Source organism: Kitasatospora sp. NPDC058115 (genome assembly GCF_042884635.1).
Classification (GTDB): domain Bacteria; phylum Actinomycetota; class Actinomycetes; order Streptomycetales; family Streptomycetaceae; genus Kitasatospora.
The window spans coordinates 60,932-76,535 of record NZ_JBHVTL010000030.1; the positions used below are offsets into that span (position 1 = coordinate 60,932).

Below are 15,604 nucleotides of genomic sequence, written 5' to 3' on the forward strand. Positions count from 1 at the left end.
CCGCCGCCCGGGACGGCCGGCCGCGTCCCGGCCCACCCGGTCCGGTCGCGCAGCTACGGTTCGAGTTCTTCGAGCCGGTCGGCCACCTCCAGGGAGCGCTGCAGGACCGGTCCGAAGACGTCGGGCCAGGTGCCGACGAGGGTGCGGAAGTGACCGGTGGCCTCGTGGACGGCGGCCAGGCCCTCCTCCCGACGGCCCAGCTCGGCCAGGCCGAGGGCGAGGTTGTGGAGGGCCGTGGCGAGGTCGGGCAGGTAGGCGTCCGGGTTCGCCGCCGCCAGGGCGCGGTAGTGCCCGGTCGCCTCCCGGACGGCGGCCAGGCCCTCCTCCCGACGGCCCAGCTCGCTCAGCTGGACGGACAGGTTGTTGAGGGCGCCGGCCAGGTCGGGCAGGTGGGCGTCGGGGTTGGAGTCGGCGAGGGTGCGGTAGTGGCCGACGGCTTCCCGGATCGCGACCAGAGCCTCCTCCCGGCGGCCCGTCCCGCCCAGACAGAGGGAGAGATTGTTGAGCGCCATGGCGAGCTCGGGCAGATGGGCGTCCGGGTTCGCCGCCGCCAGGGCGCGGTAGTGACCGGTCGCCTCCCGGATCGCGGCCAGACCCTCCTCCCGACGGCCCAGCTCGCCCAGCCGGACGGACAGGTTGTTGAGGGCGCCGGCCAGGCCGGGCAGGTGGGCGGCCGGATGCCGCTCGGCAAGGGTGCGGCGGATGCTGACGGCTTCCCTGCTGGCGGCCAGGCCCTCCTCCCACCGCCCCAGCTTGCCGAGCCGGGTGGAGAGGTTGTTGAGGGCTCCGGCGAAGTCGGGCAGGTGGGCGTCGGGGTTGGAGTCGGCGAGGGTGCGGTAGTGGCCGACGGCTTCCCGGATGACGGCCAGGCCCTCCTCCTGCCGACCCACCTCGCCCAGCCGGAGGGACAGGTTGTTGAGGGCTCCGGCGAGCTCAGGCAGGTGGGCGTCGCGGTTGGAGTCGGCGAGGGTACGGCGAATGGTGACGGCTTCCCGGCTGGCGGCCAGACCCTCCTCCCGACGGCCCACCTCACCCAGCCGGTTGGAGAGATTGTTGAGCGCCATGGCGAGGCCCGGCAGGTGGGCATCGGGGTTGCTCCCCGCCAGGGCGCGGTAGTGGCCGGTGGCCTCCTGGATGGCGGCCAGGCCCTCCTCCCGGCGGCCCGTCCCACCCAGGCGGAGGGCGAGGTTGTTGAGCGCCATGGCGAGGTTGGGCAGGTGGGCCTCGGGGTTGCCCTCCGCCAGGGTGCGGTAGTGGCCGGTCGACTCCCGGATCGCGGCCAGGCCCTCCTCCCAGCGACCCACCTCGCTCAGGCGGTTGGAGAGGTTGTTGAGGGTGCCGGCGAGGCTGGGCAGATGGACGGCCGGATGTTCCTCGGCGAGGGTGCGGCGGATGCTGACGGCTTCCTGGACGGCGGCCAGGCCCTCCTCCCGGCGGCCGACCTCGCTCAGCCGGTTGGAGAGGTTGTTGAGGGCCATGGCGAGGTCGGGCAGGTGGGTACCGGGGTCGCCCTCCGCGAGCGTGCGGTAGTGGGCGGTGATGGTGCGGGTGAGACGGACCGCGGTGGCGGAGAGGCGCCGGGTGGCCCGGGGGAACAGGTCGTAGATCGCGATGAGGGTACCGAGGGGCGTGCCGGGGTGGGCGGTGACGGTGTCGAGGGCGGTGACGAGGGGGCCCGGGTGGTCGGTGCGGGTGGCGGTGGTGATGATGTGCGCGGCCAGGGCCTCGTGGTGGCGGACGCAGAGTTCGGTGAGCCGGCCGTCGAGGTGACGGAGGGTGGGGTGTGACGCGGCACGGCTGTAGACGGTGAGGAGCTGGTCGATCTGGGTGTCGTCCGCGCCCTTGAGGAGGTGGTCGGCGAGGGCGGGGTCGGCTTCGAGGACGCGTCCGATGTGGCGTTCGGCGAGGCGGTCGGGCTGGAAGGTGCCCCAGGGCGGTCCGCCGGGGGCGGGGGCGGGGGCGGGGTAGAGGGCGGCGAGCCAGGTGGTGACGCGGTCGCGGCGGTCGCGGGTCTGGCCTTCGAGGGCGGGCAGGTGCTGCCAGAGCCGGTCGGCCTGTTCGCGGTCGGCTGCACCGGCGAGGTGGGCGGCGGCGAGGGCGGTCTCCAGGGTGGCGAGGCCGAGGGCGGGGGCGGTGGTGAGGACGGTCTGCCGCCAGTGGCGGCGCTCGTGGGTGAGGAGACGGTCCTCGACGAGGTCGGCCTCCTGGCCGACGGCGCCCGGTCCCGAGGGCCGGGGCCGTTTCCGGGGCCGGGGGTCGGCGGTGCCGAGCAGGTCGGCGAGCGCGGTCATGTGAAGGGTGAGGGCGTTGCCGTAGGCGCCGTGGTCGAGCCGTGGCGGTCGCAGGGTGCGGGCGAGGGCGGGCCAGTCGCGGGCGGGCAGGCCCTCGACCTGCGGAAGGGTGTCGGCGAGGGCCCGGGCGGCGTCGCGGTAGCGGAGGTGACGGTCGGCGGAGGTGTCGTCGAGGGGGGTGAGGAGGCGGGTGCGGGCGGTGGCGAGGTGGTCCTCGGCGAGGCTGGTGGCGGTGGTGGCCTGCTGCCACCAGTCGCCGGCGGTGCGGGCGAGCAGGAGGAGTTTGAGCGGGGTGTTGGCGGGGTGGTCGGCGGTGGCTTCGACGAGGGCGGCGATCTGGCCGGTGCGGCTCTCGGCGTAGTCGAGGACGACCAGCAGCGGTTTGGCGGCGTGGCGCAGGTCGCGCAGCCGGTCGGGGCCGGCGGTGGTACGCGGCCACAGGACGGCCCAGCCGTCGGCGGCGAGCCGGTGGGCGAGGTGGTGGGCGAGGCGGGTCTTGCCCTGGCCGCCGGGGCCGTGCAGGAGCCAGGCGCCGAAGCCGCCGAGCCGGCACCAGGCCCCCAGTTCGGCGAGGACGTCCTCGCGGCCGTGGAAGGGGACGATCTGGTGGCGGGCCTGGAGCAGGGCCGCGGGCGAGGGCAGGCGCAGCGTGCGGTCGGGGTCCTGGGCGCGGTCGGCGATGTCCTGGAACTCGGCGGCCTGCAGACCTCCGCCCGGTCCGACGTCCCAGTCCGCGAGGGCGGCGCGGAACGCGGGGTCGTGGTGGAGGACGTAGGCGGGCACCGCGTTCAGCCGGGTGTGGGCGGAGTGGGCGCGGTCGGCGGCGACGACACCGGTCAGCAGCCGGTCGCAGAACACGGCCGCCCCGGAGAGTCCGGCGAACGGCGAGGTGCCGTCCACCCGCCGCCCGGGCGCCGGGCGGCCGAGGTCGACGACGTGCTGGTTGCCGACGAAGCCCGTGCCCGGGTCGAGCCGGCCGCGCAGTTGCTCGGCCTCGACGGCCAGGCCGGGCCGCTGGGCGGCATCGGGGACGCCCCAGGTCTCGCACGGGATCGCGGGGCCGTCGGTGACGGCGCGGCCCCAGCGCACCGGGGCGGTGGGCGGCTGCCAGTGGACGCTGTCGTGAACGAGGACCAGCGCCGCGTCGTCGCGCCCGCCCGGCGTACCCGACCACACCACCCGGCCCTCCGCCGTCCCGGTACCGCCGGGGTGGAACACCTTCACCCGGGCGCCGAACGGCCCGGCGACGTGCGCGGAGGTCAGCACCAGGCGCCCGCCGACCGCGTACCCGGACCCGCGCCCGCCCGGCCCGTCCACCCCGGCGAGCCGTACCCGCTCCACCCGACCCCCCCGCCCCTCAGCCCTGCGGACCGCCCCCTGGCCGGGGCCGGACCAGGACGTCGGCCGCGCGTCATCCGCCGATGCGGACACCGTAGGGCTCGTGCGGGGGCCTTCGCAGGGGAAAGCCGACTTCGGCCGGACGAGGGCCCGGGTGATCAGTAGACCTAGGGTCTGTCTCTTGGATTTTGTCGGATCAGGCCGCGGCGTCTGGGTGCGTGCATCGCAAGGCGGAGGAGGGAGCCACTGCGGTGGGGGCACCTCCCGGCCGCCAGGCTGGGGGCCATTGGCGACTGACGACAACGCGGCGAGGTGCGTGCCCAGGCGTCGCGGACCCGGCAAGGATCCAAGAGACAGACCCTAACTGGCGAAGCCGCCCTTGGGCTGGATGATCTCCAGGTTCGTGCCGTCCGGGTCGTTGAAGTACGCGACCTTGGTGCCGAGTGCCGCCTCCGGGGTGACCTCGCCCGCAATGAACGTGTAGTCCTCGCCGAGGAAGTCGTAGCCGGCGTCCTTCATCCGCCGGTACACGGCGTCGAAGTCGTCGGTCCACAGGCACAGGTGCATGGAACCGGGGCGGTTCGCCCTGCCGTCGGTGCGCTCGCCGACCGGTTCCTGGAACTGGATGAGGTCGATGCCCAGGCTGTTGTCCAGGTTGATCGTGGCGTACCGGAGCTTCGCCGTGGGCAGCCCCTGCGACCTGCCGAACGGATCGCTGTGCATGGTCCCCTGCGCGACGGGCTCCCGCCCGGTGAGGGCCGTGTAGAACGCGATCGAGGCGTCCAGGTCCGAGACCGAAATCCCGACGTGCGCCGCGCGGGTGAGGTTCACCGGGGTCGTGGCAGCGGTCATGGCGCGTCCCTTCGTCCTTCGCTCCGCCACCGCGACGCTCGGTCCGCGGGGCGGGGCGGATCCATCGAGAGCCGGACGGAATCGATTCTTCGGCACGCGGGCGCAAGGCGCACCTCGCCGGGCCGGGCGGTCCCGGAGCGGCCGGCCCCGTCCCGGTCGTCCGCCCGTCGGTCCGGGATGCCCCCGCGACGTCACCGGGCCCGTCGGGCCGGTCCTGCGCGGAGTGGAGGGACCGGCCTCGGTCTCCGCTCCGACCGCCCGGAGCTCGAACCGGGCCTCGGCCTCGGCGTCGGCGCGCAGCGCGACCTCGAACGCGGGACCCGCCCGGGCGCAGCCGATCCCGACGTCCGGCGGCGAGCGCGGTCAGTCGGCCTCGCCGCGGCGGGGCAGGCGGGTGGCGGCGAGGGCGCCCAGGAAGCCGGCCAGGAGCCCCCAGCCGACGGCGAGGGGGACGAGGGTCCACAGGACGGGGTCCAGGGTGAGGGTGCCGCCGGCGAGGGCGGCGGCCGGTCCGGCCGGGCCGGCCGCCGGGCCGAGGACGGTGGACAGCAGGTCGCCCAGGCCGCCCTCGCCGAGGCCGACGCCGAGCACGGAGAGGCCGTAGTCGGCGGAGACCCTGGTCCAGACGCCGACCAGCAGCACGGTGACGGCGGCGGCCGCCGCCAGCCGCACCGCGTGCTGCCGGGGGCGGACGTCGCGCGGTGAGCGGTGGGCGGCCAGCACTCCGGCGGCGAGCATCAGGACGGCGGCGAGCGGGAGCAGCCACCAGGCCCGGGCGTCCTGGTCGGCGAGCGTGCCGAGGCTCACCGTGCCGTCCTGCCCCTCGCCGGTGCGCAGCACGGCGGCCAGCGGCTTGGGCACCGGCAGGCCGATCGCCCCGACCAGGTGGCCGTGCCACTCGCCGCCGAGGCCGACGCCGAAGGCCGGCCAGACCAGGTTGGGCAGGGCGAGCAGCGCGACGGCGGCGACCTGCCGGGCCCCGCCGTTCACGGCGGCCGTGCCGATCGCGGCCACGACACCGAGCGCCACGTAGCCGAGCAGCACCAGCAGCATCGCGAACGCGGCCGGGCGGACGGCCTGTTGGAAGGGGACCAGGGAGGGCGGCAGCGGTGCCCGGCGGGAGACGGCGAAGGTCGCGGCGAGCACGACCAGCAGCCAGAGCAGTCCGAGCCCGAGGGTGGTGACGGGATCCGCCCGGAAGCCCACGTCCGGGCGGAGCCCGAGGACACCGCCGAGTTGTTCGGCGAGGCCGTCGCCGAGCGGCACCGTGAAGGTGTGCCGGGCGGCGGCGCAGAGCAGGGCGAGCGCGATCAGCCAGACCACCGCCGTCCGGGCGGTGCGGCCGAGCAGTTCGCGACCGCCGACCACCGCGCGGTGGCGCAGCTGACGCAGGAACACCTCGGCGACCGTCAGCGCACCCGCCAGGCCGACGGAGAGCGGCATGGCGGTGATCCGGGCGTCGGCCGAGGCGAAGAAGCCGGCGCCGCCGTCGAGGTCGACCGATCCGCCGACGGCGAGTGCGAGCGTGGCGGCGAGCACCGACGGGAAGCCTCCGCCGGGCAGGGTGTCGGCGCCGGCCGCCCAGAGTCCGAGCGCGGCCACGACCGCCATCGCGACGAGGCCGGCCAGGACGACCGCCACGGCGTCCGGCCAGCCGCGCAGCGGGCCGCGCGGTCCGGCCGCCGTGCTGCCGGCCGGGCGGCCCGGACGGGCCTGCTGGTGCATGCGGGCCTCCCTGCTCGGGGTCGTGGTCCCCCGCGCGTCCGGTTCCGGCCCCCGCTCCCGCGCCTGGCACCAGGGTGGCCCAGGTCGGCCCGGACCGCCCGGCCGGGACCGCCGGGGGCCCTGCGGCGGGAGGGCCCCCGGGGGCCGGTGGCGGCGCGTGCTGCTGTTGCGGCGGGCGGGGAGCGGGGGCAGAAATGGATGCCAGTGGCAGGAGACTCCTGCGCCGGCCGGGTGGACCTGGACCGGCCGTCTGCGAATCGGAGCCCTCGATGAGTTCCCAACCGCCTCCCTCCGGGCCCCCGCTCGGCCCACCCTCCGGGCCGCCGTCCGGGCCGCTCTCGGGTCCGCCGTCGGGCCCGGGCCGCCCCGGGCCGCCCGGTCCGCCCGGGCCGCCGTTCGGCCCGCCCTCCGGCGGTGGCCGCGGGAGGTCCGGTCCGGGCGGGCCGCCGGGCGCCGGCGGGCCCGACGGGAGGCCGCCGAAGCCGTGGTGGCGCGACCGCCGGAAGGCCGCGCTGCTGGCGCTGCTGGCCCTGCTGGCGGCGGGGGCGACGGTACTGATCGTCAACAACACCGGTGGCGGCGGCGGGCACGAGGAGACCGTGCCCACCGCCAACGAGGTCGCGCTGCAGAGTCCGCAGGATCCGGGACCGGCACCGTTCACCCCCTCGGTGGAGACCCAGGCGATGCAGGCCACGGCCGCCACCCCGGCGCCGACGACGGCCCCGGCCCAGACGCCGGCGCACACCGGGCCCGGCGCCACCGCCACCCGAACGGGCGGAACCACGCCCACCGCCACCGCCACCGCCGCCCTCCGCACGATCGAGGGCACGTCGGCGGGCGTGTACGGCGGCACCATGAGCAAGCCCAGCTGCGACGTGGAACGGCTGGTCTCGATGACCTCGACCGGTGACACCGGCCGGGCCTGGGCGGCGGCGGAGAGCATCGGGCAGTCCGACCTGCCCGCCTATCTGCGCTCGCTGACCTCGGCGTACCTGCGGGTGGACACCCGGGTGACCAGCCACGGCTACAAGGGCGGCACCGCCGTCGCCTACCAGGCCGTGCTGCAGGCCGGGACCGCGGTGCTGGTGGACGCGCAGGGCGTGCCGCGGGTGCGGTGCGGCTGCGGCAACCCGCTGAAGCCGCCGACGCTGGTCGCCGAGGCCAAGTACACCGGCAAGGCCTGGACGGGCTTCCAGCCGAGCACGCTGGTCGTGCTGACGCCCGCGCCGAAGCCGGTGAGCGCGATCGTCCTGGTGAACGTCACCGACGGCGGCTGGTTCACCCGGGAGACGGGGAAGGCCGCGGTCGTCGACCAGCCGACCCAGGCGCCGCACGGCCCGCTGGCGCCCGGCGTCCCGCCGCCCTCGATCTGGAAGCCGGCCTCGACGGCCTCGATGCCGTGGTCGGCCTCGTGGTCCTCGCCGTCCGCCTGGACCAGCACCTCGACCTCGTGGTACCCGGGCAGCCCGAGCACGATGTCGACAAGTCCGTACACGGAGTCGACCAGCCCTTACACTGGGTCGACGAGCCCGTACACCGGATCGACGACGCCCGCCACCCCGGGCACGACCACGCCGGGCACCACCACGCCGCCGCCCTCGACGAGCACCCCCAGCGGACCGACCACGCCCGCCCCGACGACGCCCGTCCAGACCACGCCCGCCCAGACGGCCCCTGCCCAGACCACCACGGCGAAGCCGACGGTGACCGTGACGAGCACCCCGGCCGCCACCACGACGACCGCGAAGTCGGCCCCCGGCACGACCACCGCGGCCGGTACGAACAGCGCCACCCCCGCGACGAACACCTCCGTCGAAACACCCACCCAGGCTCCCGGAGCCCCCGGCTGAGCCGATCGACCAGCGGGAGGACCCGTGCTCCGTTCCCACCTCAAGCGTTCGGCCCTCGGTGTGGCCGGCGCCCTCACCGCCGTGCTGACGGCGTTCGCCGGCTCCGCTCCGGCCGGGGCCGCGACCACGGCCGCCGCCCCGGCCGGGCGCGTCCTGGTCGCGCCGCCGGCGCCGCCGCTCCAGGCCCGGACCGAGGCGGCCGCGATCGCCGCCGGGTCGCCGACCGTCTCGCCGGCGGCGCCCTTCGGGCACATCCCCGCCAACAGCGACTACAACTGCGACCCCGGCTACCTCTGTGCCCTGGTCTGGGACCCGACCGCCGGCGACTACAAGATCTTCTACCTCTACGACTGCGCCCGGTACAGCCTCAACGGCTGGAACGGCCAGGGGTTCTACGCCGACAACCAGACCGGCGGCGTGCGGTCGTACTTCTACGACGCCAACGGCGGCGTGCTGAAGTCCTTCACGCCCGACGGGGGCGCCAACCACACCCAGGACTGGACGCCCGTCTGGTCGATCCGCAACTGCTGACACCACCGCACCTCCCGAGCGCCCCGTCCACCGCACCGGTGGGCGGGGCGCCGTGCGGTCAGGGCAACAGCACCTCGGTGTCGTCCGGCCCGATCACCCGGCCGTCGGCCGCCCGGACCTCCACCGGGGCGACCGGCGCTCCGGCGGCGCGGTCGACCAGGCGGGCGCGCGGCTCGTCGTCCGTGAAGAAGTACCGCTCGCCCCACTGGCGCATCGCGGTGACGACGGGGAACAGCGCCCGCCCCTTCTCGGTGAGCACGTACTCCTGGTAGGGGCTGCCGTCGGCGGCCGGGGCCAGTTCGAAGACGCCGTGGGCCACCAGGGTGGCGAGGCGGGCGGAGAGGATGTTCTTCGCCAGGCCGAGGTTCTTCTGGAACTGCCCGAAGCGGCGCAGCCCGTCGAAGGCGTCACGGACGATCAGCAGCGTCCAGCCGTCGCCGAGGACGTCCAGCGGCCGGGCGACCGGGCAGGCCGACTCCTCGTGCGAGGTGCGTTTCGGCACGCGCCCCTCTCCTCTCACCTGCGGTCCCGCGCTCCGGCGGGAGCGGGTTTCACCTTGCAACCCTACCGTCCGGGTTCCCGGCGGCCCTCGCGGTTGCTTTATGAAACCTCGACGTGCAAGGGTATCGCGGTAGCACTTTGAAACCACCTTGGAGTCGCGATCCCGGTTCGTCGCGCAGGCGCCGGGAAGCCGCCGGCCTCCCGGCGCGAACGAGAAGGAGCATCCCGCCGTGTCCACCCCCGTGGTCCCGCCCGCCCGCACCGGCGGCGCCGGCCCCGCCGCCACCGCCCGCCGGCTCTCCCCCGCCGTCGCCTGGCTGTTCTCCGTCGCGAGCGGCCTGGCCGTCGCCAACGTCTACTACGCCCAGCCCCTGCTGGACCTCATCGCCGACGACCTCGGCATCGGCCGCGCCACGGTCGGCCTGGTCGGCACCCTCACCCAGGTCGGCTACGCCGTCGGCCTGGTGCTGCTCGTCCCGCTCGGCGACCACCTCGACCGCCGGACGCTGATCACCGCCCAGCTCGGCCTGTCGGTCGCGGCGCTCGCCGCCGTGGCCGTCGCCCCCTCGGCGACGCTGATGCTGCTCGCCATGGCGGCGGTCGGGGTGCTCGCCGTGGTGGCCCAGGTGATGGTCGCGCACGCCGCCTCCCTCGCCGACCCCGCCGACCAGGGGCGCGTCGTCGGCACCGTCACCAGTGGCATCGTGGTCGGCATCCTGCTCGCCCGCACCGTCGCCGGCACCATCGGGGACCTCGCCGGGTGGCGCGCCGTCTACGTCGTCTCCGCCGTCGCCACCGGCGCGACGGCCGCCGTCCTCGCCCTGGTCGTCCCGGCCGAGAAGCACCGCCGGACCGAACGGATCCGCTACCCGCGGCTGGTCGGCTCGGTGTTCACGCTGTTCGCCGAGGAGCCCGTGCTCCGGGCCCGCGCCGGGCTCGCGCTGCTGATCTTCACCGCCGTCACCGTGCTGCTCACCCCGATGGTGCTGCCGCTCGCCGCCCCGCCGTTCAACCTCAGCCACACCGCGATCGGCCTCTTCGGCCTGGCCGGGGCCGCCGGTGCGCTCGGCGCCGGGCACGCCGGACGGCAGGCCGACCGGGGGCGGGCGCGGCGCACCCTGGCGGTCGGGCTCACCGCGATGCTCGTCTCCTGGCCGCTCGCCGGGCTGCTGCCGCACTCGGTCTGGTGGCTGGTGCTCGCCATGGTGGTGATCGACTACGGCCTGCAGTCGGTGCACGTGGTCAACCAGCACCTGCTGTACCAGGTCCGCCCCGAGGCCCGGAGCCGGCTGACCGCCGGGTACATGCTGCTCTACTCGATCGGCAGCGGTCTGGGCGCGATCGTCTCCACCGTGGTGTACGAGCACGGCGGCTGGACGGCGGTCTGCTGGCTCGGCGGCGGCGTCAGCCTGCTCGCGCTCGCCTTCTGGTGGGCCACCGAACGCGGCGCCGCCGGAGGCGGACCGGCGGCGAGCGGGACGACGGCGAGCGGGACGACGGCGAGCGGGACGACGGCCGGTGACCGCCCGCCCCTGGTCCACTAGTCCACGCAGGGGATGCCGCCCGCCTTGACCGCCGGGCCCTGCATGGGCAGCTCGGGGGGCGGCTCGTCGGCCGGCGCGGTCGTGGTGGCGGCCGACGACGGGGCGGACGGGGTGGCTGTGCGGAGCGGGGCGAGGGTGAGGAGGACGTGGCCCGGCGGGGCCGTGGTGGAGGCGGTGGCCGTGACGCCGTAGCGGGCGGCGAGCTGCTCCGCGTCGGCCTTCGCGCCCGTGCCGTAGGCGACCGTCGTCGTCCTCGCCCGCGCGGCGGCCGCCGTCCCGGTCGCCCTGCCGGCCGGGTAGCCGAGTCCGGCGAGCGCCTTCGACTCCGCGGCCGCCGCCTCCGCGCTCGCGCCGTGGACGTCCACGACGGCCCGCGGCCCGGTCGAGGTGGCCGCCGACGTGGCGGCCGGCGCGGCGGCCGCCGTCCCGGCCGGCGCGGACGCGTCGGTCGCGGGTGCGTCGGTCGCGGACGGCGGCGGGGGCTCGTGCCCGAACAGCTGCTTGACGATGCGCTTGATCTGGTCCGGGTCGACCGTGTTGACCTCCTGGCCGCCGATCGTCTTGAACCCGGTGATCGGCAGCGTGTTGAACTCGACGTTGCCGCCGGTCAGATTGGGCGCCTGCTGGGCGAAGTCCAGGACGTTCCAGCGGTCGTCGATGACCACGTCCTTCTTCACCACGTCGAACAGCCGCTGGAGCTGCCCCAGGTCGTTGACCACGCCCTGCTGCTTCAGCTTGTACACGACCGAGGAGATGAAGGCCTGCTGGCGGTGCGTCCGGTCCAGGTCGCCGTTCTTCAGGTGGTGGCGCTGGCGGACGAACGACAGCGCCTGCCGGGCGTCCAGCGAGCTGACGCCCGCCGGGAGCTTGAGCCCGGTGCCGCCGCCCTCGTGGGTGGCGGTGCGGGCCACGATCGGGTCGTCGACCGGGTTGTTGAGGCAGACCTGGATCGGCTCGACGGCCTTGGCGATGTCGTAGAAGCCGATCAGGTTCACCTCCGCGAAGTGGTCGATCGGGATGTCCAGGAACGCCTGCACGGTCTGGAGGGTCGCGGCCCGGCCGGCCTCGCGGCTCTGCCGCTCCAGTTCGGACTTCGACAGCCCCTTGCCGCCCAGCCTCGCCTCGGCGGCCTCCTTGGCGATTCCGTACGCCTCCTTGATCTTGTGCATCTTCCCGTCGGCGCCGACGGTCTGCACGTAGTCGTCGCGCGGGACGGACAGCGCCGTCACCTTGCCGCCGTTGGCCGGTATGTGCAGGACGATCAGCGCGTTGGTGTTGTAGCCGCCGATCTCGCTGGAGCCGGCGTGCAGTTCCTCCTCCACGAACTCCTTGGGGAGGTCGTTGCCGTCCATGTCCTTGCGGCTGTCGAGGCCGATGAGCAGCAGGTTGACGGACTTGTCGAGGTGCGGGGGCGCGTTCTTCCGGGCCTCGGCGAGCGCGGCCGACTTGACCATGCCGCCGTCCAGCTGGCGGTACTCGTACCAGGTGAAGCCGCTGGCGCCGAGCACGGCCACCGAGACGGTGCCGGCGAGGGCGCGGCCGGCGACGGTCAACGGCCTGGTGCGGGGCTCAGCCACGGTGACTCCTGCGGTCGGGGATCGGGGTCCCGGGGCCCGGGGCCCCGGGGGTCGACGCCGCGGGGACCGACGTCTCGGGCACCGACGTCTCGGGGGCGGTCCGCCCGGGGCCGGGCGGCCCGGCGGTCGCGGTGCCGGGAGCACGGCGCCGGCCGTTCGCGAGCCGGTCCGGCCGTCGTCGGGCGCGCCGGTCGAGGACCACCCGCACGACCACGACCAGCAGCGCGACCACCGCTGCCGCCGCCATCACCGGGAACGCGTCGACCACCCAGCGCACCGCCGCCGAGGCGAGCGCCTTGCCCCGCAGGCCGTCGCGGTCGGCGAGGAACGCGGCGCCGGCCCGGGCGGCGAGCACGACGGGCGGGGCGGCGATGACGACCCACCAGCGCCCGGCGCGGCCGCAGAGCGCCGCGGCGGCACCGGTGCCCAGGACGGCACCGGCCGCGAACAGCGGTCCGCCGCCGCTCCCGGCCAGTTCGCCGGCCACGGCGCCGGCCACCGGCAGCCCGACCGAGGCCGCCAGTACCACCGCCGCCCCGCCCGCCCGCCCGGCCCCGGCGCGGCGCCCGGCCGTGCGACGCCGGGCCGTACGGTGTTCCGACGCCCGGCGACCGGCCGCCCGGCGACCCGGTGCGGCCCGCCGCGGCGCGGGGACCGGCGCAGGGCCGGGAACCGGGCCGGGGCGCGCGGCCGCCTCCCGTTCCGGGGTTCTCGCTCGCTGCCCCGCCATGCCCCACACCCCTTCCGGGTACCCGCCGGCCAACTTCTACAATGCTGTAGAACAAGCCAGGAGCATACAAACCCACCCCCGCAAAGTCATCCCGCCGAGCCCCCGCTCCAGGGAAACGCCAGGTCAGCGGCGGCTAGGATGACTGCGAACCGCGCCGTACGAACAGAAGGACCACCATGTTCGACAACCTCAAGAACCTCGCCGACAAGGCCACCGACCTCGCCCGCGAGCACAGCGGCGCGATCACCCAGGGCCTGGACAAGGTCGCCGACGTCATCGACGACAAGACGGACGGCAAGTACAGCGACAAGATCGACACCGCCGCCGACAAGGCCAAGGGCTTCATCAACGGCCTCGACGAGTCCAAGTAGTCCGGCTCCGCCGGCGCCCGCGTCCAGCCGGGGACGGGGCGCCGGCGGCGTTCCCGGGACGGGTCAGACGGTGGCCGCCAGGCGGGCCGCCCACCGCGACCGCCAGGCGAGCGCGTCCTCGACCCCCTGGGCGATGGTGCGGCGCGGCGTCCAGCCCAGCAGTTCGCGCGCGGCCGTCACGTCGCTGTAGCAGCCGAGGACGTCACCGGGCCGGGGCTCGGCCTCCCGGACGTCCAGCGTCACGCCGACCGCCTCCTCGAACGCCGTGACCAGCTCGCGGACGGTGGTGCCGTTGCCGGTACCGATGTTGACGACCCGGTAGCGCTCCCCGGCCCCGGGGACGACCACCTCGTCGAACCGGACCAGCGCGGCGACGTGGGCCTCGGCGACGTCCTGCACGTGGATGTAGTCGCGGATGCCCGAGCCGTCCCGGGTCTCCCAGCCCACCCCGGTGATGGTGAACGGCGTGCCGTTGGTGTGCGCCTCGATCAACTTGCCCAGGGCGTGGGTCGGGTGGAGGTTCTGCAGCCCGGTGCGCAGCTGCGGGTCGGCGCCGATCGGATTGAAGTACCGCAGCGCGATGACCCGCGTCCGCTCCGCGCCGTCGCCCCGCGTCCAGTCCTGGAGCACCTGCTCCATCATCTGCTTGGTGCGCGCGTACGGGCTGCTCGCCTCGACCGGGCAGGACTCGTCGACGCGGCCGGTCGGGGTGGGCCGGTAGATCGAGGCGGAGCTGCTGAAGACCACCCGGGTGCAGCCGTTGCGCTGGAGCGACTCCAGCAGGTCGACGGTCTTGCCGACGTTCTCGCGGTAGTAGAACAGCGGCCGGGAGACCGACTCGGGGACGACGATCCGCGCGGCGCAGTGCAGGGTCGCGTCAATGTCGGGGTGCTCGGCGAAGATCCGGTCGACCAGCGCCGGATCCGCGATGTCGCCCCGGTAGAACACCCGGCCCTCGACGAACTCGGCCCGCCCGCCGGAGAGGTCGTCCAGCACGACCGGGGTGATGCCCGCGTCCAGCAGGGCCGATGCCACGGTACTCCCGATGTAGCCCGCTCCGCCGGTGATCAGGACCTTTCGCACCACCGGACGCTCCCTTCCTCGTGCGGGCACCCCGTGGCACCCGTCGGAGGTGGGGGACGCCGGTTCGCACCCGATGGTTCCCGGTGGCGCGCAGCGGGCGCGCGCGCCGTGATGGGGGCGCGCGCCGACGGTGGCGGGGGTGCGCGACGGGCGATGCGGCTACCGAGCGCGGGGCGGACAATCCGCGGCAGCGCCGGGAACGGGCGCGGGAAGGCGGGCACCGCGCACAGAGCGGCGCCGGGGAGCGTACTCGGGGGGTGTACGCTCCCCGGCAGGGGGTGGTGGCGGCCACCGCACCGGTCGTCCGGAGGTCCGGACACCGGTTGCCGTGACCGGAATGCTAGACCTGCGCGCAGGTCGTGACCAGAGCTCTGACCAGCTAATTTCCCGTCCAGGACATGCCACTTGACCCCCAGGAACCGCTTCGGTCCCGCCCGGCCCGACGGTCCGTCGACCATCGGGCGGGTGTCCGTCCGGCCCGCACCGGGCGGCGGACCGACGAAGCGTCACACGTACCCGGCCGCCCCCGGCACACCTCCCCACGCGCCCTCGGGCGCCGGCGCGCCCCCCGGGCCCGGCGCGCATCGACCGGCCGGCGGGACGGCCGGATCCGGACGGTCGGCGGCGGCACCGCCGGCCGCAGCGCGCGCGGGGGCCGTGCGCTCAGGCCGCGACGTCGAGCCGCTGGGCGGTGAGCCGCGGAGCGCCGTGCCGGTGCAGACCGGCCAGGCCCGCGGCGAGCCGCCCCGGGTCGCCGGCCAGCCAGAACCGCAGGGCGGCGGCCAGCGCCGCGCTCGCCGGGCCGACCCGCAGCCCGCTGACGGCGGCGATCCGCTCGCCGACCAGCGGCAACAGGTCGGCGACCGGCGCCGGCAGCCAGAGGGTGACCGCGCACGGGGCGGGCCGGGCCAGGACGCGCAGCAGGTGCGAGAGCCCCGGCTGCCCGGGGGCGCCGGCCGGCCCGGCCTCCAGCGGGAGCACCCGGCCGACGGGCAGCACCGCGCCCACGGGCAGCACGGGCAGGACGTGCAGGCCGGGGATGGCGTCCAGCAGACCGTCCACGACCACGTCCGACACGTCGGTGCCGTGGCCGCGCGCGAGTTCGCGCAGCAGGGCCCGCTCGCCGGCCGTGATCCTGACGGTCAGCATGACTTCTTCGCAGTCCATGGTCCCAGTTCCCGTCCAGAGTGTGGAGGTGTGCTCGTCCGTTG

The 15,604-nt window shown here is 75.6% G+C and carries 12 protein-coding genes; 4 read left to right on the forward strand and 8 right to left on the reverse strand.

Annotated elements, in window-relative coordinates; translation table 11 throughout:
- Nucleotides 1-53: 53 nt before the first annotated feature.
- The 3 genes from ACFVVL_RS28590 to ACFVVL_RS28600 all read right to left on the reverse strand — a co-directional run bounded on the left by ACFVVL_RS28590 (nt 54) and on the right by ACFVVL_RS28600 (nt 6,206).
- Nucleotides 54-3,632 carry a tetratricopeptide repeat protein gene (locus ACFVVL_RS28590; protein WP_387680231.1) on the reverse strand — a complete coding sequence of 1,193 codons (3,579 nt, stop codon included), beginning with the start codon at nt 3,630-3,632 and terminating at the stop codon, nt 54-56.
- A gap of 357 nt (nt 3,633-3,989) precedes the next feature.
- Nucleotides 3,990-4,481: a VOC family protein gene (locus ACFVVL_RS28595; RefSeq protein WP_380290910.1), complete on the reverse strand. Its 492-nt coding sequence runs from the start codon at nt 4,479-4,481 to the stop codon at nt 3,990-3,992.
- A 363-nt stretch (nt 4,482-4,844) separates the two neighbouring features.
- A complete protein-coding gene (locus ACFVVL_RS28600) occupies nt 4,845-6,206 on the reverse strand; it encodes a streptophobe family protein (RefSeq protein ID WP_387680234.1) in 1,362 nt (453 codons plus the stop codon).
- A gap of 269 nt (nt 6,207-6,475) precedes the next feature.
- On the opposite strand from ACFVVL_RS28600, the gene ACFVVL_RS28605 reads away from it, so the two are divergent.
- Entirely contained in the window at nt 6,476-8,056 is a 1,581-nt protein-coding gene (locus ACFVVL_RS28605; protein WP_387680237.1) for a DUF6777 domain-containing protein, read from the forward strand.
- 24 nt (nt 8,057-8,080) lie between these two features.
- A complete protein-coding gene (locus ACFVVL_RS28610; RefSeq protein ID WP_380290914.1) occupies nt 8,081-8,587 on the forward strand; it encodes a hypothetical protein in 507 nt (168 codons plus the stop codon).
- 58 nt (nt 8,588-8,645) lie between these two features.
- Here ACFVVL_RS28610 and ACFVVL_RS28615 read toward each other — a convergent pair whose 3' ends face one another.
- Entirely contained in the window at nt 8,646-9,089 is a 444-nt protein-coding gene (locus ACFVVL_RS28615; protein ID WP_380290915.1) for a winged helix-turn-helix transcriptional regulator, read from the reverse strand.
- 229 nt (nt 9,090-9,318) lie between these two features.
- On the opposite strand from ACFVVL_RS28615, the gene ACFVVL_RS28620 reads away from it, so the two are divergent.
- Nucleotides 9,319-10,632, forward strand: a complete 1,314-nt coding sequence (locus ACFVVL_RS28620) for an MFS transporter (RefSeq protein ID WP_387680241.1) — start codon at nt 9,319-9,321, stop codon at nt 10,630-10,632.
- On the opposite strand, the gene ACFVVL_RS28625 is transcribed toward ACFVVL_RS28620, so the two are convergent.
- Nucleotides 10,629-12,209: an LCP family protein gene (locus ACFVVL_RS28625; RefSeq protein WP_387680244.1), complete on the reverse strand. Its 1,581-nt coding sequence runs from the start codon at nt 12,207-12,209 to the stop codon at nt 10,629-10,631. The genes ACFVVL_RS28620 and ACFVVL_RS28625 overlap by 4 nt on opposite strands.
- Nucleotides 12,202-12,738: a DUF6542 domain-containing protein gene (locus tag ACFVVL_RS28630; RefSeq protein WP_387680246.1), complete on the reverse strand. Its 537-nt coding sequence runs from the start codon at nt 12,736-12,738 to the stop codon at nt 12,202-12,204. The genes ACFVVL_RS28625 and ACFVVL_RS28630 overlap by 8 nt, the downstream gene beginning before the upstream one ends.
- Before the next feature lie 377 nt (nt 12,739-13,115).
- Between ACFVVL_RS28630 and ACFVVL_RS28635 the strand changes: the two genes are divergently transcribed.
- Nucleotides 13,116-13,310: an antitoxin gene (locus ACFVVL_RS28635; RefSeq protein WP_380290923.1), complete on the forward strand. Its 195-nt coding sequence runs from the start codon at nt 13,116-13,118 to the stop codon at nt 13,308-13,310.
- Nucleotides 13,311-13,373: 63 nt separating this feature from the next.
- Here ACFVVL_RS28635 and galE read toward each other — a convergent pair whose 3' ends face one another.
- Together galE and ACFVVL_RS28645 are read right to left on the reverse strand one after the other, a co-directional pair.
- On the reverse strand, nt 13,374-14,396 hold the full coding sequence (galE, locus tag ACFVVL_RS28640; RefSeq protein ID WP_380290925.1) for a UDP-glucose 4-epimerase GalE: 1,023 nt from the start codon (nt 14,394-14,396) through the stop codon (nt 13,374-13,376).
- Between the two features lie 660 nt (nt 14,397-15,056).
- Entirely contained in the window at nt 15,057-15,560 is a 504-nt protein-coding gene (locus tag ACFVVL_RS28645) for a hypothetical protein (RefSeq protein WP_380290927.1), read from the reverse strand.
- Nucleotides 15,561-15,604 lie beyond the last annotated feature (44 nt).